The following is a 21996-nucleotide window of genomic DNA, read 5'->3' as shown; positions in this document are numbered from 1 at the left end:
GAACGGAGAGGCGCTGATTTCGCCTTGACCTCCGTCCTGCTAAAGCGGGCGTTTGATCCAGCGGGCGATCAATCCAAGGACGCCTTCCCGGAAAAGCAGGACGCAGAGAACGAAGATCACGCCCTGAACGACCGTGACCCAGGAACCGAGGGTGGCCAGGTAATTGGTCATGGTGACGATGACCGCGGCACCGAGAATGGGCCCGAAGACCGTCCCCATGCCGCCGACCAGTGTCATCAGGACCACTTCCCCGGACATCGACCAGTGGACATCCGTCAGTGATGCAAGCTGGAACACGATGGCCTTGGTGCTTCCTGCAAGGCCGGCAATCGATGCCGACAGCACGAACACGCCAAGCTTGTAGCGATTGACACGATAGCCGAGGGAGATGGCACGCGGTTCGTTGTCACGGATCGCCTTCAAGACCTGCCCGAAAGGCGAATGGATGATCCGGTAGATGAGACCGAGACCGAACAGGAAGATGACGGCGACCACGACATAGAGCGCGTAGTCATTGGCAAGATTGATCAGCCCGAAGAGGTTGCCGCGCGGAACGGCCTGGATACCGTCCTCGCCGCCGGTAAAGACTGCCTGGACGCAAACGAAATAGACCATTTGCGCCAGAGCAAGGGTGATCATCGCGAAATAGATGCCCTGACTTCTGATCGCGATCGCCCCGATGATCAATCCGAGGAATGCTGCCGTGACCGTTCCCGTCACGATGGCGAGTTCCGGGGTAAAGCCCCAGGCCTTGGCGGAATAAGCCGAGAGATAGCTCGCCGCGCCGAAGAAGGCGGCATGTCCGAAGGACAGAAGACCGCCGTAGCCGAGGAGCAGGTTGAAGGCCATTGCGAATAGCGCAAAGCAGAGGACCTTCATGACGAACACCGGATAGAGCAGGAACGGCGCGATCAGAAGGACAACCGCAATGGCGATGAAGACCTTGAGATGGAATGACGCCGTGTCGTTCGACTGAGACAAGGCGCTCGAGATGCTCATCTCCGGGCCTGGGGCGGTTCTTGCGGTGTTGGCGGTATCCATTACAGGGTCCTCCCGAAAAGACCTGCCGGCTTGACGAGCAGTACCAGCATCATGATGACGAAGATGACTGTCGAGGACGCTTCCGGATAAAACACCTTGGTCAGTCCTTCGACGAGGCCGAGCGCGAAGCCGGTTATGATGGAGCCGAGGATCGAGCCCATCCCGCCGATGACCACGACCGCGAAGACGACGATGATCAGGTCGGCCCCCATGTTGGGATTGACCGAATAGATCGGTGCCGCCAGCACGCCCGCGAAGGCGGCCAGCGCGACACCGAATCCGTAGGTCAGCGTGACCAGGCGCGGAACATTGACGCCGAAGGCCTGCACCAGCGTGGCGTTTTCTGTCGCGGCTCGCAGATAGGAGCCGATCTTCGTTCTCTCGATGACGAACCATGTGCCGAGACACACGACGAGCGAGATGATGATGACCCATGCGCGGTAGTTCGGCATGAACATGATGGGAGCGCCGAACAGCTGGATCTGGTGGCCACCCGCCAGCTGGGACGGAATGGCATAGGGCAGGCCCGATGCGCCGTACTGGCTGCGGAAAAGGCCCTGGATGATGAGCGCAAGCCCGAATGTCAGGAGAAGACCGTAGAGATGGTCGAGCTTGTAGAGTCGGGAGATGAAGAACCGCTCCAGAATGATCCCGAAGATGCCGACGGTCACCGGCGCGATGACCAGCGCCCACCAGTAGCCGACCCCGAGATAGTTCAAAAGCATCCAGGCCACGAATGCGCCAACCATATAGAGGGCACCATGGGTGAAGTTGATGATGTTCAGCAATCCGAAGATGATGGCCAGGCCAAGGCTCAATATCGCATAGAACGCGCCATTGATCAGTCCAAGCATCAACTGTCCGAGAAAGGCCGCGCTCGGGACGCCGAAGATCGTCATCATGAGGTCAATCCCAGCCTAGTATGGCCCAGCGCAGTGTGGCCCAGCTTTGTGTGGCGCAACGTTGTGTGGCGTTGAACGGTGGCGCCTGCCGCGCGGTTTTCTTCCCGATACCGGTCATTGAAGACCAAGGTCTCAATGGTCATTGTTTCCTCCCGTAAACTCTGTCCTACACGCCGAGATAAGTGTGCAGTTTGGCAATCTGTGCATCGAGTTCGGCATTCGGGATCATGTCGATCACCTTGCCCTGTTCGACGATGTAATGCTTGTCGGCAACCGTCTGCGCGAAGCGGAAATTCTGCTCGACGAGGATGATGGTGTATTTCGCTTCCTTGAGATGCTGGATCGTCCGCCCGATCTGCTGGACGATGACCGGCGCGAGCCCCTCCGTCGGCTCGTCCAGAAGGATCAATCTGGCGCCGGTCCGCAGGATGCGCCCGATGGCCAGCATCTGCTGTTCTCCGCCCGAAAGCTTGGTGCCCTGGCTTGCGGCCCGCTCCTTGAGGTTGGGGAAAAGCTCGTAGATCTGTTCGACCGTCATGCCGCCCGGCTTGACGATGGGTGGAAGCATCAGGTTTTCCTCGACCGACAGGCTGGAGAAGATGCCGCGCTCTTCCGGCACATAACCGACGCCCTTGCGGGCGATGTGGCGCGATTGCAGCCCGATCGTTTCGGTTCCGTCGAACACGACCGAGCCCTTCCGCTTGCCCATGATCCCGATGATCGAGCGAAGCGTCGTCGTCTTGCCGGCGCCGTTGCGGCCGAGGAGAGTGACGACCTCTCCGTGACCCACGTCGAAATTCATCCCGTGCAGGACATGGCTTTCGTCATACCAGGCCTCGAGATCCTTGATCGAAAGCAGTGGGGACGCCGACGTGGCGGTCGAGGGCGCACGGGCCGCCAGATTGAGCACTTCAGCCATGACCAGCTCCGATGTAAGCTTCGATAACGCGGGGATCCTTCGACACGGTCTGATAATCGCCTTCGGCGAGAACCTTGCCGCGCGCCAGTACCGTGATCGTGTCGGAGAGCGACGACACGACCGACAGATTATGCTCGACCATCAGAATGGTGCGGTTCTTCGAGACGCGCTTGATCAGTTGCGAATTGCGCTCCACGTCCTCGTGGCCCATGCCGGCCATGGGCTCGTCGAGCAGCATCATTTCCGGATCGAGCGCCAAGGTCGTGGCGATTTCCAGGGCGCGCTTGCGGCCGTAGGAGAGCTCGGAGGCGTTGTGATTGCGGAAATTTGCCAGCCCCACGTCTTCGACGAGGTTCATCGCATCGTCGTTCATGGCGTTCAGCACACGCTCGGAACGCCAGAAGTCGAACGAGTCGCCTCTCTTTCGCTGCAGCGCGATCCGCACGTTCTCAAGAACCGTCAGGTGCCCGAAGACCGCGGAAATCTGAAACGACCGCACCAGTCCGAGGCGCGCAACATCCGCCGGCTTCAGCCTGGTGATATCGCGGCCGTTATAGGTGATCGTTCCCCTGGTCGGCTGCAGGAACTTGGTCAGCAGGTTGAAGCATGTCGTCTTTCCCGCGCCATTTGGTCCGATCAGGGCGTGGATCGATCCGCGCCGCACAGCGAGGTTAACATTGCCGACGGCGGCGAACGCACCGAAGTCACGCCCCAGGCCGCTCGCGGAGAGTATTATGTCGTTTGTCATTCATTCCTCCTCCCGGGATCTCCAATCCCGCATCGTCCCCCGACCATGATCTGTGGACTGCATCGCCAGGGACCGCCGGAACAGCAACTGTCAACAGCCGTCCGTCATGGTTTCTTCGAAAGCCAGACAGCGATCACGGGTTGCGGATACGACCCGTGATCGCTGCGAGACCGATCTATGCGGCCGAACGGGCAGCCTCCAGCACCAGCCTGCCTTTCAGCCGGCCGGCGCGCATCCGTTCCAGCGCCGTATTGGGATCGTCGTGTGCCACCCGCTCGATTTCCATCTTGCCGAGCTTGCCGGTCTTCGCGAGATCGAGCAGTTCCTGCATCTCCTGCAGGCTTCCGGTATAGCTGCCCTGGATCGTCAGCGCCTTCAGCGGGAACGAGGGCAGGGACACCGTCAGATCACCTCCGTAGAGCCCGATCGGCACATATGTTCCGCCCTTGGCAAGGCCTGCGAGTGCTGCGGTTGCGGTCGTTGTGGAGGCGACGAAATCGATCACGCCGTAGAGTGGCTGGTTCGCGGCCGACTTCAGCTGATCGGCGAAATCCTCGGCTTTCGCATTGACCGCAAATTGTGCGCCGGCATTGCGCGCCACTTCCAGCTTCTCGTCGGTAATGTCGGCAGCGATGATCGCCTTGTGGCCGAAGGCCGAAAGAATATTGATGGCGGCAAGGCCAAGCCCGCCTGTCCCGATGATCGCGATCGGCTGATCGACCGCGCCCGAAAACACTTTCTTGACGGCGGAATAGGCCGTCAGCCCCGAACATGCGAGCGTGGCGGCAAGCGCCGGATCGATAGTGCCGTAATCGAAGAGATAGCGGGTATCATCGACCAGAACATGGCTGCCGTAACCGCCGTCGCGGAAAATGCCGAGGCTTTTCGGCGTCAAGCACAGCTGCTCCTTGCCGCTCTTGCACTGGGCGCAGTGGCCGCATCCGCCCCAGGGATAGATGACCCTGCTGTCGCCGACGGAGACACCGCGCGCTTCCGGCCCGACCGCGATAACCTTGCCGACGGTCTCGTGTCCCAGGATCAGCGGCAGCTTGACGCCGCGATCCGCCAGCGACAGCTTCTTGCCGCCCCCAAGATCGTAGAACCCGTCCTGAACGTAGAGATCGCTGTGGCAGACGCCACAGAACATGACCTCCAGGAGGACCTCGCTTCCCTTGGGCTTCGGCGTGGTAATTTCGACTGCTTCCAGCGGCTGTCCGTTCTTTACGACTGCCCAACCTTGCATTTCCGTTCTCCCTTTAATCGAATGATCCGATGGACGGCGGCTTCCGCTCGCGCCGCCCGTCGCAATCGCAAAATGAAATCGATATCCGGACATGGCCGCCGCTGCGGCCGTGTCCTCAATTACTGAGCCGCCGCATTCTTCTTGTCGGTCATCATTTCCGAGATGAACGGACCCTGGACATCCATGTTGATCTTGCAATCGACCAGGATCAGCCCGGACCAGTCGCCGAACTGGTCCTTGAGGGCCTTCAGCTGATCTTCAGTCCTGACCGTGGCGGTCTCGTAGCCGAAAGATTCTGCAAGCGGCGCGAAATCGATATCGGGAAACAGCGACATCGATTCCGGCAGCTTCATCTCGCGACTGAACTGCACTTCGGCGCCATAGGCGGCGTCGTTGAGAACGAACACGACGAGCGGCAGACCGCATCGCGCGAAGGTTTCCAGCTCCGAGGCCGTCATCATGAACCCGCCGTCGCCGATGAAGAGAATGTTCAGTTCGTCGGGACGGGCAGCCGAAAATCCGATCGAGGTTCCGAGACCGGCGCCGATTGAGGCGAAGTCGTTGGTGATCCTGAAATGGCCCGGGCCCGGCACGCTGAGATAGCTGGCGACGAGGAAGAAGTTGCCTGAATCGTAGATGATGTTGCGCTTCTTCGGCAGAATGTCTTCCAAGAGCATGGCAACCGCCCGTGCATCGAGCGTCCGGCTGGTATTCTGCTTCTGGAAATCCGAGGACATGCGGAATTCGCGGATCGCGTCCCGTGTTTCCTGCGTGTGGAAGGGCTTATCGCCTCCAGACAGGTCGGGCAGTGCGTCGGCAAGCTGCCCCGCGACCACCTTCGCGTCGCCAACGATGCAGATGTCGGCCGGATAATAGCGGCCGGCGTGGCTGCGGATATTGTCGATGTGGATGACCGGTGCGTCGAGGGGAAGGCCGTGGCCCCGGCTTGTTGTCCAGGCGTTGAGGCCGGCACCGAAGGCGACGACGCAGTCCGTCTGCTCGACGTATTTGCGCGCAAGCGAATGCGAGAAGGAGCCGAGGATGCCGAGATTGTAAGGGTTTCCGGCAAAAAGATCCTTGCCCTTGAGCGACGTGATCAACAGCGCGCCGGTGAGTTCCGCAAGGCGCTCGATCTCCTCGCGTGCGCCGGCCTTGTGGGCGCCGAGACCTGCCACGATCAAGGGGCGCTTGGCCTTCGACAGGGCGTCAGCGGCAGCCTTCACGGCCTGGGCGCGACCGGGTTCGGCCACCCTCTGGGGCCTCGGTGTCGAATCGACAGGGGTCGTGGCGGGATCGACCAGCGTGTTCTGGACACTGAGCGGGATATGCAGGGTCACCACATTGCCATTGCTTGCGGCATCGATCGCGGCACGCAGGACAAGCCTGCCCGAAAGCGCATGATCGATCTTGAATGTCTTGAGGCCGGCCGCGGCAAAGACGTTCTGCGCTTCATAGGCCTTGAAGTCGGGGCCGAGCGCATTGGGGTTTTTCTGCTGCTCGGCCTCGCCGAGAATGACCAGCAGGGAGGCTCCGCTCTTTGCCGCCGCCATGATGCCATGCATGCAGTTCGATGCGGCTGGACCGCGGCCGATAATGGCGACGCCAAGCTTGCCGCTGGCCGAGGCATAGCCGTCGGCTGCCATGATGACGCTCGATTCGTGGCGGGCCGACCAAACCTTGACGCCGCTTGCGTCCAGCTCCGCCGTGAGGCCGATCGTGTCGTCACTTGTCAGGCCGAAGCAGTCGGTCACGCCCGCCGCAATGAGATCCTGAACCAGGAGTTGGTAAACCGGAACGTCCAGCTTCACGCCATCGGATGCCTGGGCTTTTACAGAGATGGTGTCCATTTGATAGATCCGTCAGGTAGTGAGCAAAATCGATGAGCCACGGGACGCCTGGCGTCTGCCGGTGACGGGAAAGGTCGCATTGTCTGTGCTTGCGGCTTTGCTCAAATTGGAATTCGTCTGCTGCTGTCTGGATTGAGGAGCAATCCTCAAGGAGAAGGCGTCAGCCTCCCCCGGACCGCATCGGCGGCCAGGCTTTTAGCCTCGCTGCGATCCATGCAGCCGCGCAGGCAGCGTAATCTCCCACGCTTCCGATCCGGTCATTCCTGTCAAATCGGGTGGCCGCCACGCGGCACTTTGTCGACTTTTCCATCCCAGCTCCTCCTCAGGCTCTGATAAGTGTCGGTTTAAGATCGGCGGGGCCGATCGTCAGATGTCATCGGCAATGGAGGCAACGTGCTTGCACAGCGCCGTGACCTCGAGTTCCATATAGGGGAAAAGCGGAAGCGCCGTGATTATCTCGTGCAGCTCACCGGCATCCTTCACGTCGAAAATGCTGATATTCGCCCAATGACCCGCGATCCGCCAGATATGGCGCCATTTGCCTGCACGCTGCAGTTCCTTCGCCTTTTCGACTTCGGCGGCGCTGAGGGCTGCGATCTTTTCGCGATCCGCTTCCGGCGGGACCTTGATGTGAATTTCTATTTGAAACAGCATTTCATCTCCTCCTGAAATAGTCTGCCGTGTTATAGACCGGCTCCGTCAGAGCCTGACGATCACGGACTTGAGCTGCGTGTAATGGGACAGGGCCTCCAGGCCTTGCTCGCGGCCGTAACCGCTCTGCTTGAAACCGCCGCATGGCGTCTGCACGAAGCCGCCGCCATATTCGTTGACGACGATGCGTCCTGCATCGAGGCGCGCCGCAACACGATGGACCCGGCCGATATCGCGGCTCCAGATGCCGGCCGCCAGACCGAATTCGGAATCGTTTGCCATGCGGATCGCGTCGGCTTCGTCCTTGAACGGAATGACGACGACCAGCGGTCCGAAGACCTCCTCGCGCGCAAGTTCCATGTCGTTCGACCCGCCGACATATACGGTCGGCTCGATATACCAGCCGGTTCCGCGGTTGCCGCCGCTTGCAACCTTGCCGCCGGCCGCGAGCGTCAGGCCATCGTCCTCCGCGACCTTGAAGAAGGACTGGATCTTTTCGAATTGCGCGCTTGTCGTGATCGGACCGGAGGTCGCGTCATGCTCCGGCCCCATGCGCAGAGCGGAGACTTCCTTGAGAAGTTTCTCGACGAATGCGTCATGAATACCTTCCTGGACGAAGAGCCGGGTTCCGGCCGCGCACCATTGGCCGCTGTTCCAGGTGAAGGCGCGTACAGCGCCTTTCGCGGCGGCGGCAAGGTCTGCATCGTCGAACACGATATTCGCGGATTTTCCGCCCAGCTCCAGCGTCAGCGGCAGCACGCGTTCCGCCGCAAGCTTGCCCAGTTCCTTGCCGGCCCGCACGCTGCCGGTGAACGAGATCTTGCGCATCTCGGGGTGATCGACCATGACCGGACCCGCGACGACGCCGCGCCCGACGATCACGTTGAGGACGCCCGGCGGAAGACCCGCCTCCGTAACAGCGAGCCGTGCGACCTCGATCAGCGAGCCCGGCGTATGCTCCGAGGGTTTGGCAACGACAGTGTTACCCACCGCGAGCGCCGGCGCGATCGCCCTTGCCGCCTGGTGCAGAGGTGCATTCCACGGAAGGATGACGCCGATTACGCCGAACGGATCGCGGCGCGTATAGACATGATAATTTCGGCCCTGGTCGATGATGTCGCCATTCATGACGCTGACAAGGCCGGAATAGAATTCAAAGAACTGCGCCGTCAGATCGATCAGCTGCGGCATTTCATGGGCCGGCTTGCCCGTCTCAGCGCTCTCGATTTCACCGATGCGTGTGCCATTCCGGCGAATGACCCGGGCAAGCTCCGCCAATATGCCGCCCCGCTCGGACGGAAGCATATCGCGCCAGACTGCAAATGCGTCCGCAGCAGAATCGATAGCCAGATTGACTTCGTTACTGCCGCTGTCTGCAACTTCCTTAGATTTGGAGCCGGTCCGCGGATCCAATTTGTCACGGTAAAGCCCATCCGTCGGCCCTACGAATGTACCGCCTATGTAATTGTCCACCTTTTCGAACACCACATGCACCCTTGTATTACGAATATGCGCTGCCGGGCACGATAGTACCGCAAGCTATTCATCTTCAAACCATTAATCGGCGCAGAAGAGCAATCGACTTTTGGTTCCGGCATTGTTGAGTTTTAGTCATCTGACAACGTGTTCCCTTCCTTAAGCTCAACGGTCGACGGCGCGCAGCCACCCGAGCGCCAGGCTGTTGCATTTTGCTCAACAGCCGCACGCGTCTTTCTCGCTACCCGCCACCGGAAATCGCCAATAGATTGTCGGCCTCAGTTGCCAACCTGAAAGGTCAGCGCCGCTCGACGCCGGCATTGGGCCTGAAGTCCAAGGAAATCTTTATAATGAAGGTGCTTGTCCCGGTTAAGCGGGTCGTCGATTACAATGTCAAAGTGCGGGTTAACCCGGACGGATCGGGCATCGAGACGGCCAACGTCAAGATGTCGATGAATCCCTTCGACGAGATCGCGGTCGAGGAAGCAATCCGCCTGAAGGAACGCGGTCTCGTCACCGAGATCGTCATCGTATCCATCGGGCCGCCACAGGCGCAGGAAACGATCCGGACCGCCTTGGCCATGGGCGCCGATCGCGGCATTCTGGTCAAGGCCGAGGGCGCCGTGGAACCTCTCGCCGTCGCCAAGATCCTCAAGTCTGTCATAGCGACTGAAAGCCCGGATCTTGCGATCCTTGGCAAACAGGCCATCGACGATGACGCCAACCAGACCGGCCAGATGCTGGCCGCATTGCTCGGCTGGTCCCAGGGCACGTTCGCGTCGAAACTGGAACTGAGCGAGACGTCTGTCGACGTGACGCGCGAAGTCGATGGCGGCGCCCAGACCCTGACATTGACGCTTCCGGCCATCATCACGACCGATCTGCGGCTGAACGAGCCGCGCTACGCGTCCCTGCCGAACCTCATGAAGGCCAAGAAGAAGCCGATAGCCGAATTCGAAGCATCCGAGCTCGGTATCGACCTGAAGCCAAGGCTGAAGGTGGTGAGCGTGGCCGAATCCGCGGGCAGGACGGCGGGGATCAGGCTCGGCTCAACTGCCGAACTCGTCGACAGGCTCAGGAACGAAGCTGCCCTTCTATAGTATCCTGGAGATTATCCATGACCACACTTCTTCTGGCCGATCACGACGGCGCGACGGTGTCCGACGGCACACGCAAGGCGCTGACGGCGGCCCTCGCACTCGGCGAGCCGGTGCACATCCTTGTCGCTGGTTCTCGCGAGATCGCGGAACAGGCGGCGAAGCTTGCGGGCATCGAAAAGGTTCTGTCCGCGGACGATCCGCTCTATACCCACATGCTTGCCGAGCCGTTGGCGGCGCTGATCGTGTCTCTGGCAGGCTCCTATGACGCGCTCGTGGCCCCAGCAACGACCACTGGAAAGAACGTGATGCCGCGTGTCGCGGCTCTTCTCGACTCCATGCAAGTATCCGACGTCATCAGGATCGTCGCGTCTGACACGTTCGAGCGTCCCATCTATGCCGGAAACGCCCTCCAGACAGTGACCGTCGTCGAAGGTCGGCGCGTGCTGACCATTCGCACCGCTGCATTCAAGGCTGCCATCAATGGCGGAGCCGCGGTGGTGGAAACGGTCGGGCGATCCGAGGATCCGGGCCTGTCGATATTCAAAGGCGACGCTTTGTCGAAGAGCGATCGGCCCGAGCTTGCCGATGCCGGCAAGATTGTCGCCGGCGGACGCTCGCTCGGATCTGCGGAGAATTTCGCAAGCTATATCGGACCGGTCGCCGACAGGCTGGGAGCGGCAATCGGTGCCTCGCGCGCAGCGGTCGATGCCGGTTACGCGCCCAACGACTGGCAGGTCGGACAGACGGGGAAGGTGGTTGCGCCGGATCTCTATATCGCCGTCGGAATATCCGGCGCGATCCAGCACCTGGCCGGCATGAAGGATTCCAAGGTGATCGTCGCAATCAACAGCGATGCCGACGCGCCGATCTTCCAGATCGCCGACTACGGCATCGTCGGTGACCTGTTCCAGATTTTGCCTGAACTGGCAGAAGAACTGGGGAAGACATCCGCGCAATAAGGGGAAGGAACCGACGGGCGGAAAAAGCAGCCTGCCGGGATGGCATGAGGGGGATTAAATTATGAAGGTTGCAACGCCTGCGGGCGCGTCCGGTCGTGGCGCTGTCGTTGAAGCGCTTTGCCAGCGCTTCGGAAGTCTTGTGACGGCTGCGGAGGCGATGCGGCGGCAGCACAGCAAGGGGGAGGGGCTGCCGCTTGTGGGGATCCCCGATGCCGTGGCTTTTCCGACAACCAACGAGGAGGTGGCAGCGCTCGTCTCCTTCTGCCGCGATCACCGATTGCCGATCGTGCCCTTCGGCGCAGGCACCTCGCTCGAAGGGCATGTTGCGGCGGTCCGTGGCGGACTGTCGGTCAGCACCGCAAGAATGGACACTGTGCTCGAGCTCTCGCCCGAAGCGCTCGACTGTCGTGTGCAGGCAGGCATGACGCGCCATCGTCTCAATGCGGATCTGCGCGCGGCCGGCCTCTTCTTTCCCGTCGATCCGGGGGCGGATGCCTCGATCGGCGGCATGGCGGCGACGCGGGCGTCGGGCACGGCCGCCGTCCAGTACGGAACCATGCGCGACAACATTCTCGGCCTGACCGTCGTTACAGCCGACGGCCGGATCGTTCGCACGGGCAGCCGAGCGCGGAAATCGGCGGCCGGGCTCGATCTGACGGCATTGTTCGTCGGCAGCGAGGGAACGCTCGGCATCATCACCGAGGTTCAGTTGCGGCTGCATCCGCTTCCCGAGGCGATCGTTGCCGCCGTCTGCCAGTTCCCGAGCGTGGGCCAAGCCATCGATGCCGTTATTTCAGGTCTGCAATCCAGCGTCGATTTCGGCCGCGTCGAACTCCTGAACGCCACGCAGATGGATGCATGTATCGCCTATTCGAGGCTTGAAGGCCTGGACGCCTCGCCGACGCTTTTCCTCGAATTCGGCGGCACCGAAAACGGCATTGCGGAAAAGGTCGAGGTGATGCAGATGCTGGCGAGCGAATTCGGCGGCACCGCCTTTCAGTTCGCCTCGCGATCAGAGGATCGCAACCGCCTGTGGAAGGCCCGCCACGACGCCTATCACGCGTCGATCGCCTACCGGCCGGGGCGCACGATCATCGGGACCGATGCCTGCGTGCCGATTTCCGAGCTGGCGACCTGCATTGCTGAAACCGAAGCCGATATTGCCGAAGCCCGGCTGGTGGCGCCGATCGTCGGGCATGTCGGCGACGGCAATTTCCATCTCAATATCCTGTATGACCCGAACGACGCGGACGAGGTGCGGCGGGCCGAATGGCTTGCCGATGCCGTCGGCCGTCGCGCAATCCGGCTTGGCGGTACATGCACCGGTGAACATGGCGTGGGCGCCCACAAGCGCTCGCTGCTCGACCTGGAGCACGGCGAAGGCACCGACCTGATGCGAATGGTGAAGAACGCTCTCGATCCGATGGGGCTGATGAACCCGGACAAGATGCTGAGCTGAGCCGCTTGCCTTGAACACCTACGCGGATGCGCAGTCTCCGGAGCGGGACGTCAGCTGGTTGACGCCTTCCCGGCGCCAGCCGCACCCGCCTGTTCGATCAACCACGAGCGGAAGCGGCGAAACGCCGGGTTTCTGAGCTTCAGGCGCGGGTAGACGAAATAATAGGTGAAGGATCCCCGGTTCACCGTCTGTTGAAACGGCTGGACGAGCCGGCCCGCTTGAAGGTCGTCCAGGAACAGCGCCTTCTGGGCGATCATGATGCCGTGGCCTTCGAGGGCGGCCTGGTAGGCGAGAATGGAGCTTGCATATTTTGCCCCGGCATAGGGGTCGATATCCTTTGCACCGGAGGCTTCGATCCAGAAATTCCAGTCGTCGGGACGGACGATCGAATGCAGCAGCGGCACCTCCGCGAGCTTGTCGATGGAAGACAGATCGTGCGTTGACAGAAATGCCGAGGTGCAGAGCGGCACGAGTTCGTTCGACACGATCGGATCGGCCTCTATCCCTGACCACAGGCCATCCCCCAGCCGGATTGCTCCATCGAGATTTTCTCGATCGAAATCGACGGCCTCGTTGGATGTGGTCAGCCGGACCTCCGTCTTTTCGTTGACGGCGTGAAAGCTGCCGAGGCGAGGGATCAGCCATTTCATGCAGAATGTCGTATACCCGCGAATCCGCAGGATTTCCGCCTCTTTCTTGCCGGTCAGTTTCTGGGTGGCATCGCGAATTCCGTCGAGATGCCGACTGATGCTGAGGAGAAACTGTTCTCCCTCGGCCGTCAGCACGATTTCGCGTGCATCGCGGCGAAAAAGCCTGACGCCCAGATAGGTTTCCAGGCTCTGGACCTGCCTGCTAACCGCACCCGGAGTGACCGTCAGCTCTTCTGCGGCGCGGCGGATACTCTGCAGGCGGCCGGCGGCTTCGAAGGCACGCAAAGGATTTAACGGAGGCAGTCTGTCCATAGTCATGGCAGTAGTTCTTTGTTGCGCTTAGGTCAACAGCCGCGAGCCAAATTCTCCCTTGGCCGCAGGCCGGACACTCTTAAGATCAGGCCACCGATCACGCATTCTGAAGACGGGCGAGATACGGGGTATCAGGGAGGGATACGATGAGGCGTCGTACATTTATTCAAGGTTCAATCACCACGGGTCTGCTGTCCGCTCTGCCGGCTTTACCGGCACGCGCGCAGACATCGAAACTCAAGATCGGCCTTCTGGCCGACTTCTCCGGAATCTATACCGACATGTGCGGCGATGGCGGGCTTGCCTGCATCCGCCAGGCGGTCGAGGATTTCAATCCCGGCTCCAAGGGCTTCGATGTGGAAATCGTCTTCGGCGATCACCAGAACAAGGCGGATGTCGGCTCGAGCATCGTGCGCCGCTGGTTCGACGAAGACGGCGTCGATGCGATGATCCAGGGTCCGAATTCCGCGGTCGCCTTGGCCTCGGCCTTCATTTGCCAGGAAAAGAACAAACCCTGTCTGGGGGCCGCCGTGACCAGCTCAGATTTCACCGGGGCACAATGTACCGCAAACAGCATCAACTGGACCTATGACGCCTATATGCTATCAAAGGCGACGGGAACGGAAACGGTCAACGGCGGCGGTAAGAAGTGGTATTTCATCACCACGGACAATGCCTTCGGCAACTCGCTGCAGACGGAGACCGCCAAGTTCGTGAAGCAGGCGGGCGGCGAGATCGTCGGCAATTCCCGCTATCCGATCGGCGCGACGGATTATTCGACCTACATCCTGACTGCCCAGTCCTCCGGAGCGGATACGCTTGGCCTCGCGCTAGGTGCCTCCGACCTCGTCAACTGCTTGAAACAGGTTCAGGAATTCGGCCTCGGAACGCAGTTCAAGCTTCCCGCACTTGTGCTCTTCCTGAGCGACGTCCATGGCGTCGGCCTGGAAACGATGCAGAACCTTCTGCATACGACCAGTTTCTACTGGGACCTGAACGACCGTACCCGGGCCTTCACCAAACGCGTACTTCCAAAGATGAACGGTGCCTATCCCGGCATGGCGCATGCCGGCTGCTATGGCGTGACGACGCATTATCTCAAGGCAGCAGCCGACATGGGCATCGATGCCGCAAGGAAGAGCGGGCGCGACGTGGTGGCACGGATGAAGGCGATGCCGACCGACGACGATGCCTTCGGTCCAGCCTCGATCCGGGCCGACGGCCGTGCGCTCGTTCCGGCCTATCTGATGCGGATCAAGACGCCGGCCGAAAGCACCATGCCCTGGGATTACTGCCAGCTGGTTTCGACGATGGACGGAAACGAGGCGGCAAAGCCGCTTCGGGAGACCGGTTGCCCGCTCGTCAGTCTCTGAAACAAGGAGGGCAGGGCCAAGCTGAAGGCCTTGCCGCTCAGCCTTTGCGAAAGGCGGCTTTCAACGTCTAGCGGCATTCGACCCGATATCCGGCACCCGCATGTCGAGCCGGATATCCCGATCTGCGGCAAGGCCGAATTGCAGGGGGCGTCTCGTTCCACGCCGATGTCGGCGGATACGATGTGCTCAGGCGTTCAGGGTGGGGGGAAGAGTTCGATCCACCTTGAAAAAGGAGAACTGATTCCGCCAGCGTTCCGGTGGGAGGGCGGAAATTTCGTCCCGGATCGCCGCCGGTTTCAGCGGGATTTTCCTGACCATCATAACGTTACCAGCACTCCAGGGAGGATGATATGTGCAGGTTGAGCTTATTCGTGGCACTTGGCATGGCGGCGCTCACCGCGTCTGCGCAGGCGCAGGACGGACCCGTTCGCATCGGTGTGCTGACCGATATGTCGAGTGTTCTTGCCGATACCCAGGGTATGGGATCGGTCGAGGGTGCCCGGATGGCCGCCGAGGATTTTGGCGGGACGGTGCTTGGCCGCAAGATCGAAATCCTTTATGCCGATCACCAGAACAAGGCGGATGTCGGCGCCAACACGGCAAGGCAGTGGTTCGACAACGACGATGTCCGACTCATTCTCGATCTCGGTAGCTCGGCCGTTGCCCTTGCGGTGCAGACCATTGCACGCGACAAGGACCGGATCACGATCGCTACGGGCGCGGCAACCTCCGAGCTAACGGGAAAAGCCTGTTCGCCCAACAGCTTTCACTGGGGTTACGATACGTTCCAGTTCAGCCGCGCCGCGGCGGCCCAGATGGTCAAGGCCGGACTGGACACCTGGTATTTCGTCACCGCGGACTTCGCCTTCGGCCATGCGCTGGAGGCCGACACCACGAAAGTGGTTGTCGATAACGGCGGCAAGGTTCTCGGTTCGGTCAGGCACCCGCTCGGCACCCATGACTTCAGTTCCTTTCTCCTGCAGGCACAGGCATCCGGCGCCAAGGTGATCGCGATGGCGAATTCCGTCGCGGATCTTCAGAACGCGCTGAAACAAGGACAGGAGTTTCAGATTTTCAACGACCGGCAGCGGCCGGCTGCGATGGCGATGCTCATGGTGGACGTGCGAAGTGTCGGCCTCGAAGCCACGCAGGGAACGCAGATCAGCACGGTTTTCTATTGGGATCAGGACGACAAGTCGCGGGAGTTCGCGAAGCGCTTCGGAGCCCGTATGAAGCGGCCGCCGACCGAGGCCCAGGCAATGAATTACAGCGCCGTGCTGCATTATCTCAAGGCCGTCAAGGCCGCGGGGACTACGGAAACCCGGCCTGTGATCAAGAGCATGCGGGAAACTCCCGTCGATGACCTCATGACCAACAAGGCACTCATCCGGGCCGACGGACGCCTGATGCGGGACGTGCATCTGGCCACGGTCAAGAAGCCCGGAGAGTCCAAGGGACCCTGGGACCTCCTGTCGATCGGCGATGTCATTCCCGCTGCGGATGCCTTCCGACCGGCCGAAGGCAGCCCGTGCCCTCTGCTCCAGCATTGAGAAGGCGGACATCCCCTGCGCTATCGCCTTTCCCCGTGTTCGCCCCGGGAGGGCTTTCTGCCATTCCAGCATGAAGACAGGATGAAATGACTGATAGGAAAATGCCTGAACGCGAGGCAATGGAATTCGACGTTGTGATCGTCGGTGGCGGACCTGCCGGTCTGTCTGCTGCGATCCGGCTGAAGCAGGTCGATACCGAGCTTTCCGTGGTGGTTCTGGAAAAGGGCGCGGAAGTCGGCGCGCATATCCTGTCGGGCGCTGTGGTCGACCCGGTCGGCATTGATGCATTGTTGCCCGGCTGGCGCGAGGAGGAGGGGCATCCGTTCAAGACCGAGGTGAAGGACGACCACTTCCTGCTGCTCGGCCCCGCCGGCGGCATCCGCCTGCCTAACTTCGCCATGCCGCCCTTTATTAACAATCACGGCAACTACATCGTCTCGCTCGGAAACGTCTGTCGCTGGCTGGCGACGAAGGCGGAGGAACTCGGCGTCGAGATCTATCCGGGCTTTGCCGCGACCGAAGTGCTGTATGACGTCAACGGCGCGGTTAAGGGCGTCGCCACCGGCGACATGGGGATCGAGAAGAACGGCGAACCCGGCCCGAACTTCACCCGCGGCATGGAGTTGCACGGCAAGTACACGCTGATCGGCGAGGGCGTGCGCGGCTCGCTTGCCAAGCAGCTGATCGCCAAATTCGAGCTTCAGAAGGATCGCGAGCCCCAGAAATTCGGCATCGGCCTGAAGGAGCTCTGGCAGGTGAAGCCGGAGAACAGCAGGCCCGGCCTCGTCCAGCACTCCTTCGGCTGGCCGCTCGGCATGAAGACCGGCGGCGGCTCGTTTCTCTATCACCTCGAAGACAACATGGTGGCGGTCGGCTTCGTCGTGCATCTCAATTACAAGAACCCGTATCTCTTCCCCTTCGAGGAATTCCAGCGCTTCAAGACCCACCCGATGATCCGCGGCACCTTCGAAGGCGCCAAGCGCCTGTCCTACGGTGCGCGCGCCATCACCGAGGGCGGCTGGCAGTCGGTGCCGAAGCTGAGTTTCCCCGGCGGGGCGCTGATCGGCTGTTCGGCGGGCTTCGTCAACGTGCCGCGCATCAAGGGATCGCACAACGCCGTGCTCTCCGGCATGCTGGCAGCCGACCGCATCGCGGCCGCGATCAAGTCCGGCCGCGCCAATGACGAGGTGGTCGAAATCGAGGCCGACTGGCGCGCCGGCCCGATCGGCAAGGATCTGAAGCGGGTCAGGAACGTCAAGCCGCTGTGGTCGAAGTTCGGCACGGCGATCGGCGTGGCGATCGGCGGGCTCGACATGTGGATCAACCAGATCTTCGGCACCTCGCCGTTCACGCTCGGCCACGGCAAGACGGATGCGGCAAGCCTGGAACCGGCGGCCAAGCACAAAAAGATCGACTATCCGAAGCCGGATGGCGTGCTGACCTTCGACCGCCTGTCCTCGGTCTTCCTGTCCAACACCAATCACGAGGAAGACCAGCCGGTCCATCTCAAGGTCAAGGACATGGATCTGCAGAAACGCTCCGAGCATGATGTCTATGCTGGTCCCTCGACCCGCTACTGTCCCGCGGGCGTCTACGAATGGCGCGAGGAGGGCGGTGAGGAAACCTACGTCATCAACGCCCAGAACTGCGTCCACTGCAAGACCTGCGACATCAAGGACCCCAACCAGAACATCAACTGGGTACCCCCGCAGGGCGGCGAAGGGCCGGTCTATCCGAATATGTGATGGCTGCAGAAACACCTCGCTTAAGAGTTCGATAACGATATTCGTTGAGTTCCATAAGTTTGCTTATGCGATATGTTATAACATTACTGATCGCATAAATATTGGTGTCGCCTTTTGTGGTCTATCGATCAGCTTCCTCAGACACTTGAGAGAAATCCACACATTCGTTCACCGGAGGTTGCTGACCGCATTGCAATTTCTGCCCGAAGCGCCGAAATCTATGCATCGATAGGTTATACTTCGGAAGGACGCTGTTTGTTGGAACAGGCATCATGGATCGCGGGTATCGTCGCAGCAATTGCTGGTATCGCCGCACTGTTTATTGGCGGCGCGGCCGTTGTCAGGAAATCGAAGACTAATCAGACCGCCACCATTAAAGGTAACCAGAATACCGTCAACCAGACCACCCGGGTGGACGGCGATAAGTGACTGAATGAAATTCCCTCTGCCTTCGCTGTTCTCCGGTTTCTTTTCAAAGACTGATGCCCAACGTCAGACTACGACCATCGTTGGCGACAACAATAAGGTCTTCCAGCAGCATATTGTTATAAATACTGGTCCCGATACAAAGCTGCACGATGAATGGCTAGCAAAAGGCTTGCCTGGAACCGCCACGGCTATCTCAACTGATGTCGATTTGTCGGGTGGTGGTGACGACCGGGAAGAAATCCAGCGTATCATCGAGTATCGCCAGATCGCGACCAATGGCGACAGTGCGACCGCGCTGACTCTGTTTGAGAAACTAAAATCAGATCCGCGCTTCCAAACTGGCTTCGTTGCCTTTCGTCTGCACTTCAACATCGGGATCGTACAGCAAAATATTGGCGAGCTAGCGCTTGCCTCTGCGTCGCTCAAACATGCATATGCTTTTTACCCGGACGATGCCAAAGCAAAAGCCGGATTCGCCCTCGCCCACCTGAATGAAAATTGCTTTCCTGAAGCGCTCGATCTCGCATCCTGCGCTCTTTCAGTTGATGGTGATCATCAACAGCTTGCTGCGGTTGTGGGATTTTATGCAGCAAAGCGGCTTGAGGCCGACTTTGATGTCGACCTTGAGAACCGCGCCGTGACGTGGTCCCCGGAAGTCCTGGCGGCACGGCTAGAATATCTCGAAGCAGTGAAGCCGGAAGCGTTCGTACCAGCGCTAAAGGATGCGTTTGCAGCCAACGGGACCAACGCCGCGATTGCCGGGTTGTGGGCCACAAATGTATTGAGGGACATCCAACAAAACCAAGCCTACCTCCTTGGAGCAAAGGTGTCCGCTTCGTTCGACAGTGACGTCACACGAAGCGCGGAGATTCTTCGTGCTGAGCTTGAAACGGCCATCGCGCGGCGTCCCCCGAATAAGCTTCTATTGCCGTACCAGGCAAACAACGCCGGCGTAGCTATGAGGCTTGCCGGAAAATCCCGTGACGCCGGGCAGCTTCTCGATCGGGCTCTGGCACAATACCCCGATCTCCTGGAAGATCTCGCAGAGCTTCGCGCAACAATCTACCTTCAGGAGGGAAAGGATAAAGACGCCCTTGATCTACTGGATGGATTAAAGGGCAGAGTTGAGCTGCAGATCATGGCTTCGGAAATCGAAGCAAAGATCGGCAAGGAAAAGGAGGCGCTAGCTCGCATTGATGTCGCGCTTTCGGCTTCCATGTCGGACAGGCAGAAAGTTCTGGCGTTGTCGATCAAGGGTCGGATTGCGATCCGCTTGGCAGATCGGAAAAAGGCTGACGAGGCAGCTGACGAGTTGGCGGCAGATTTCGCCGGCTCTCCGGAGTTACTGGTGTTTCGCTCAGCTTACGATCGTGCGTTCGAAATCAAGGTTGAGGCCAATGATGAGGACGATGACGAGGACCTCTCACGTCTGACCGCGGTACCAAACGAGACTGCGCGTAGCCTCCTCAATTCCATCGCGGATGCCGAAGCGTGGGACTTCGCAACCCTGCTCCAGACCGCGGAAGAGTTGCTCGCCCGGGGCCACGCTAGAGAGGCTGCTACCTTGCTTCGCGACAAGGTGAACCTTTCCAAGGAAAGTGTTGCGCTTCAGATCCTCTGCGACGCATGCGTTTCCGCAGGAATGGGGACCTTGGCGAAAGAAATCACTGATAGTTTCAGTGCCGACGTTAAAGCCTCCGTCTTTGGGCAAAGATTCCTCATCAACGTCGCCTATATGAATGGTGAGGTGGCCAAAGCGGTCCCAATTTGCAGAAAGCTGTTTGAGGATAACCCAAATTCGATCCGCACGCTTTCGTGGTATGTCCAATCACTGCTGCGGATGAGTGACAATGCTCGTATCCACCGGCTTGTCAGTGGTTTGGACGATGACAAACTCGTAGGCACGCTGTCTGACAAACGGGAGTATGTAAATCTCCTTGTTTTTTGTGGCGAGCTTCAGCGGGCTCGAACGTTCGCGTACCGTCTCTTCTTTGAAAACCGAAACGACCACCGCGCATGGATGGCCCTGAGTTCCAGTGTCCTCGCTTTTGGCCGACCACAAAGCGCGGATGACGTCTTAGATCTTCAAACCGTAGCCGTTGATGCCGCTGTTGTCGTGCGCCGCCCCAACGGCACCGAGCAGACGTTTGTGATCGAAAGCGACAGTCGGGTATATTCACTGCGCGATGAGAACCTCGGTCCGGACCACCCGATTGCCAGGGCCGCCACCGGTTTGCGCTCCGGTGACAGGTTCGTCTGGCCGGCCAATAACGACCCCGGCGAGGCGACCATCTTATCTGTCAAACACAAGGCGGTGGATGCGTTTCATTTCGTCTTACGGCGGTTCGAGGAGCAGTTTCCCGGCATTGCAGGGTTCAAATCGGTTTCCTTCGACCCCGCGCGTGAAGATGGTCTTGAGGAAATGAAGGCTGTCCTGCAGCATCGTGCCGAATATGCGCAGCTCAAAGCCGATGAATATTCCGAAGGAAGATATCCATTGGTCGTTCTCGCCCATCATCTTGGGATCGACGTGATCAGCGCTTTTGTCGGGCTTTTCCACGAGTGCGGCGTCCGGCCCAAGGTTTCTTCGTGTTCCCGGGAGGATCAGGCCAAGGCGGAGGTCGCGCTGGGGCGTGCCCATCGTAAGGGGATAATCGCCGACGCCGTTGCCTGCTACCTCATCCGCCGCCTCGGCATCGAGCGCGTGGTCGAGAAGGCGTTCGGCAAAATCGGGGTGACCCAAAGCACCATCGATATCTTCGCAAAGCGCCTTCATGACGTCGAGACCGAACGAGTTTCCGAGGATGAAGAGGGTCGTAAGGCTAGCCGCACGATCGGCGTCCAGGACGGACGCATCCTGCTTACCGAAATGACCGAGACGGAGCTTAATGACCGGCTAGGGTTGATGCGATCCGATCTTTCATGGTTGAAGGCGGATTGTGTCCTGATCCCCGCGGTTGCCCGAACCGATCCGGACCAGTCCGTTATCTCTCTTCGACGGTTGGACTTTGGCGGGTTTGTTGACGACCTTCTTGCTGCAGACGGATCTGGACGCGTCTTGCTTTCGGATGATTATCATACACGTCAGCTTGGAATTGGGCTCTTCGGGATTGATTCCTCGTGGCTTCAGGCCCTTCTCTTTCATCTTGAAGAACACGGTTTCATCCAGATGGAAGAAGCTGTCCAATCCACAATCAAGCTCTGCGAGGTTGGAGAAGAGGCGCTGAGCATTACGTCCGCGCGGATTTGTCTGGCGGCAAAGATGCTTAACACCGGCACATTGCAAGATCGGGACTTCGAGTTCATCTGTGACCTTGTTGGCCAGCCCGGGGCCGAGATGAACAGTCATATACCGATTACCGCGAGTATTCTGTTCGAGATTTGGGAAGATCGGCAGCTGAAAGCGGTTCGTGATCGTGTCAGCAGCATCCTGCTGCGCAAACTCGTACGAAATTGCTCAGGAAACTATCGGGAAGTTTTCGCTGCGTTGAAACGGCATTTTCGACCGGGGCCAATCCGTAACTATATCGATGATTGGCAAACAGGGCATTTCTTACGGTAAACATGATCCCGAGATCATGCAGGCTGAATT

17 protein-coding genes are annotated in these 21996 nt (G+C 59.8%); 8 read left to right on the top strand and 9 right to left on the bottom strand.

What is annotated here, in order from left to right; all coding sequences use genetic code 11:
- Positions 1-39 precede the first annotated feature (39 nt).
- The 8 genes from AC2GXZ_RS21835 to AC2GXZ_RS21800 form a co-directional block, all read right to left on the bottom strand.
- Positions 40-999 carry a branched-chain amino acid ABC transporter permease gene (locus tag AC2GXZ_RS21835; RefSeq protein ID WP_483761617.1) on the bottom strand — a complete coding sequence of 320 codons (960 nt, stop codon included), beginning with the start codon at positions 997-999 and terminating at the stop codon, positions 40-42.
- 41 nt (positions 1000-1040) lie between these two features.
- Positions 1041-1943: a branched-chain amino acid ABC transporter permease gene (locus tag AC2GXZ_RS21830; RefSeq protein ID WP_483761322.1), complete on the bottom strand. Its 903-nt coding sequence runs from the start codon at positions 1941-1943 to the stop codon at positions 1041-1043.
- A gap of 166 nt (positions 1944-2109) precedes the next feature.
- Positions 2110-2862 (bottom strand): ABC transporter ATP-binding protein, encoded by a 753-nt coding sequence (locus AC2GXZ_RS21825; RefSeq protein WP_483761321.1) that lies wholly within the window; start codon positions 2860-2862, stop codon positions 2110-2112.
- The gene (locus tag AC2GXZ_RS21820) at positions 2855-3610 is read right to left on the bottom strand and encodes an ABC transporter ATP-binding protein (RefSeq protein ID WP_483761320.1); all 756 of its coding nucleotides are present in this window, start codon (positions 3608-3610) and stop codon (positions 2855-2857) included. Before AC2GXZ_RS21820 ends, AC2GXZ_RS21825 begins: the two co-directional genes overlap by 8 nt.
- Before the next feature lie 175 nt (positions 3611-3785).
- Positions 3786-4853, bottom strand: coding sequence for an alcohol dehydrogenase (locus AC2GXZ_RS21815; protein WP_483761319.1), 1068 nt, complete (start codon positions 4851-4853; stop codon positions 3786-3788).
- A gap of 119 nt (positions 4854-4972) precedes the next feature.
- Positions 4973-6700, bottom strand: coding sequence for a thiamine pyrophosphate-binding protein (locus tag AC2GXZ_RS21810; RefSeq protein ID WP_483761318.1), 1728 nt, complete (start codon positions 6698-6700; stop codon positions 4973-4975).
- 366 nt (positions 6701-7066) lie between these two features.
- The gene (locus tag AC2GXZ_RS21805; protein ID WP_483761317.1) at positions 7067-7354 is read right to left on the bottom strand and encodes a muconolactone Delta-isomerase; all 288 of its coding nucleotides are present in this window, start codon (positions 7352-7354) and stop codon (positions 7067-7069) included.
- Positions 7355-7399: 45 nt separating this feature from the next.
- Complete coding sequence (locus tag AC2GXZ_RS21800) at positions 7400-8836, bottom strand: aldehyde dehydrogenase family protein (protein WP_483761316.1); 1437 nt, start codon at positions 8834-8836, stop codon at positions 7400-7402.
- 341 nt (positions 8837-9177) lie between these two features.
- Between AC2GXZ_RS21800 and AC2GXZ_RS21795 the strand changes: the two genes are divergently transcribed.
- The 3 genes from AC2GXZ_RS21795 (at position 9178) to AC2GXZ_RS21785 (ending at position 12345) form a co-directional block, all read left to right on the top strand.
- The gene (locus AC2GXZ_RS21795) at positions 9178-9927 is read left to right on the top strand and encodes an electron transfer flavoprotein subunit beta/FixA family protein (protein WP_483761315.1); all 750 of its coding nucleotides are present in this window, start codon (positions 9178-9180) and stop codon (positions 9925-9927) included.
- A gap of 17 nt (positions 9928-9944) precedes the next feature.
- Entirely contained in the window at positions 9945-10886 is a 942-nt protein-coding gene (locus tag AC2GXZ_RS21790; RefSeq protein ID WP_483761314.1) for an electron transfer flavoprotein subunit alpha/FixB family protein, read from the top strand.
- A 61-nt stretch (positions 10887-10947) separates the two neighbouring features.
- Entirely contained in the window at positions 10948-12345 is a 1398-nt protein-coding gene (locus AC2GXZ_RS21785; RefSeq protein ID WP_483761313.1) for an FAD-binding oxidoreductase, read from the top strand.
- Between the two features lie 50 nt (positions 12346-12395).
- On the opposite strand, the gene AC2GXZ_RS21780 is transcribed toward AC2GXZ_RS21785, so the two are convergent.
- Positions 12396-13313, bottom strand: a complete 918-nt coding sequence (locus AC2GXZ_RS21780; protein WP_483761312.1) for a LysR substrate-binding domain-containing protein — start codon at positions 13311-13313, stop codon at positions 12396-12398.
- Positions 13314-13453: 140 nt separating this feature from the next.
- Here AC2GXZ_RS21780 and AC2GXZ_RS21775 point away from each other — a divergent pair, with 140 nt between their 5' ends.
- The 5 genes from AC2GXZ_RS21775 to AC2GXZ_RS21755 all read left to right on the top strand — a co-directional run bounded on the left by AC2GXZ_RS21775 (position 13454) and on the right by AC2GXZ_RS21755 (position 21966).
- A complete protein-coding gene (locus tag AC2GXZ_RS21775; protein WP_483761311.1) occupies positions 13454-14680 on the top strand; it encodes an ABC transporter substrate-binding protein in 1227 nt (408 codons plus the stop codon).
- 350 nt (positions 14681-15030) lie between these two features.
- Positions 15031-16230, top strand: a complete 1200-nt coding sequence (locus tag AC2GXZ_RS21770) for an ABC transporter substrate-binding protein (protein ID WP_483761310.1) — start codon at positions 15031-15033, stop codon at positions 16228-16230.
- 86 nt (positions 16231-16316) lie between these two features.
- Entirely contained in the window at positions 16317-17975 is a 1659-nt protein-coding gene (locus tag AC2GXZ_RS21765; RefSeq protein WP_483761309.1) for an electron transfer flavoprotein-ubiquinone oxidoreductase, read from the top strand.
- Positions 17976-18233: 258 nt separating this feature from the next.
- Positions 18234-18404, top strand: a complete 171-nt coding sequence (locus tag AC2GXZ_RS21760) for a hypothetical protein (protein WP_483761308.1) — start codon at positions 18234-18236, stop codon at positions 18402-18404.
- A 4-nt stretch (positions 18405-18408) separates the two neighbouring features.
- A complete protein-coding gene (locus AC2GXZ_RS21755) occupies positions 18409-21966 on the top strand; it encodes a tetratricopeptide repeat protein (protein ID WP_483761307.1) in 3558 nt (1185 codons plus the stop codon).
- Positions 21967-21996 lie beyond the last annotated feature (30 nt).

It is taken from the genome of Aliirhizobium sp. YIM B11859 (assembly GCF_057163345.1).
This window is presented reverse-complemented; position numbering and strand designations above follow the sequence as displayed.

Coding starts and splice junctions, on each gene's coding strand:
- AC2GXZ_RS21820 (WP_483761320.1), bottom strand. CDS start 3,610: ATGACAAACGACATAATACTCTCCGCGAGCGGCCTGGGGCGTGACTTC.
- AC2GXZ_RS21770 (WP_483761310.1), top strand. CDS start 15,031: ATGTGCAGGTTGAGCTTATTCGTGGCACTTGGCATGGCGGCGCTCACC.
- AC2GXZ_RS21755 (WP_483761307.1), top strand. CDS start 18,409: ATGAAATTCCCTCTGCCTTCGCTGTTCTCCGGTTTCTTTTCAAAGACT.
- AC2GXZ_RS21765 (WP_483761309.1), top strand. CDS start 16,317: ATGACTGATAGGAAAATGCCTGAACGCGAGGCAATGGAATTCGACGTT.
- AC2GXZ_RS21780 (WP_483761312.1), bottom strand. CDS start 13,313: ATGACTATGGACAGACTGCCTCCGTTAAATCCTTTGCGTGCCTTCGAA.
- AC2GXZ_RS21805 (WP_483761317.1), bottom strand. CDS start 7,354: ATGCTGTTTCAAATAGAAATTCACATCAAGGTCCCGCCGGAAGCGGAT.
- AC2GXZ_RS21775 (WP_483761311.1), top strand. CDS start 13,454: ATGAGGCGTCGTACATTTATTCAAGGTTCAATCACCACGGGTCTGCTG.
- AC2GXZ_RS21795 (WP_483761315.1), top strand. CDS start 9,178: ATGAAGGTGCTTGTCCCGGTTAAGCGGGTCGTCGATTACAATGTCAAA.
- AC2GXZ_RS21835 (WP_483761617.1), bottom strand. CDS start 999: ATGAGCATCTCGAGCGCCTTGTCTCAGTCGAACGACACGGCGTCATTC.
- AC2GXZ_RS21830 (WP_483761322.1), bottom strand. CDS start 1,943: ATGATGACGATCTTCGGCGTCCCGAGCGCGGCCTTTCTCGGACAGTTG.
- AC2GXZ_RS21785 (WP_483761313.1), top strand. CDS start 10,948: ATGAAGGTTGCAACGCCTGCGGGCGCGTCCGGTCGTGGCGCTGTCGTT.
- AC2GXZ_RS21825 (WP_483761321.1), bottom strand. CDS start 2,862: ATGGCTGAAGTGCTCAATCTGGCGGCCCGTGCGCCCTCGACCGCCACG.
- AC2GXZ_RS21810 (WP_483761318.1), bottom strand. CDS start 6,700: ATGGACACCATCTCTGTAAAAGCCCAGGCATCCGATGGCGTGAAGCTG.
- AC2GXZ_RS21815 (WP_483761319.1), bottom strand. CDS start 4,853: ATGCAAGGTTGGGCAGTCGTAAAGAACGGACAGCCGCTGGAAGCAGTC.
- AC2GXZ_RS21790 (WP_483761314.1), top strand. CDS start 9,945: ATGACCACACTTCTTCTGGCCGATCACGACGGCGCGACGGTGTCCGAC.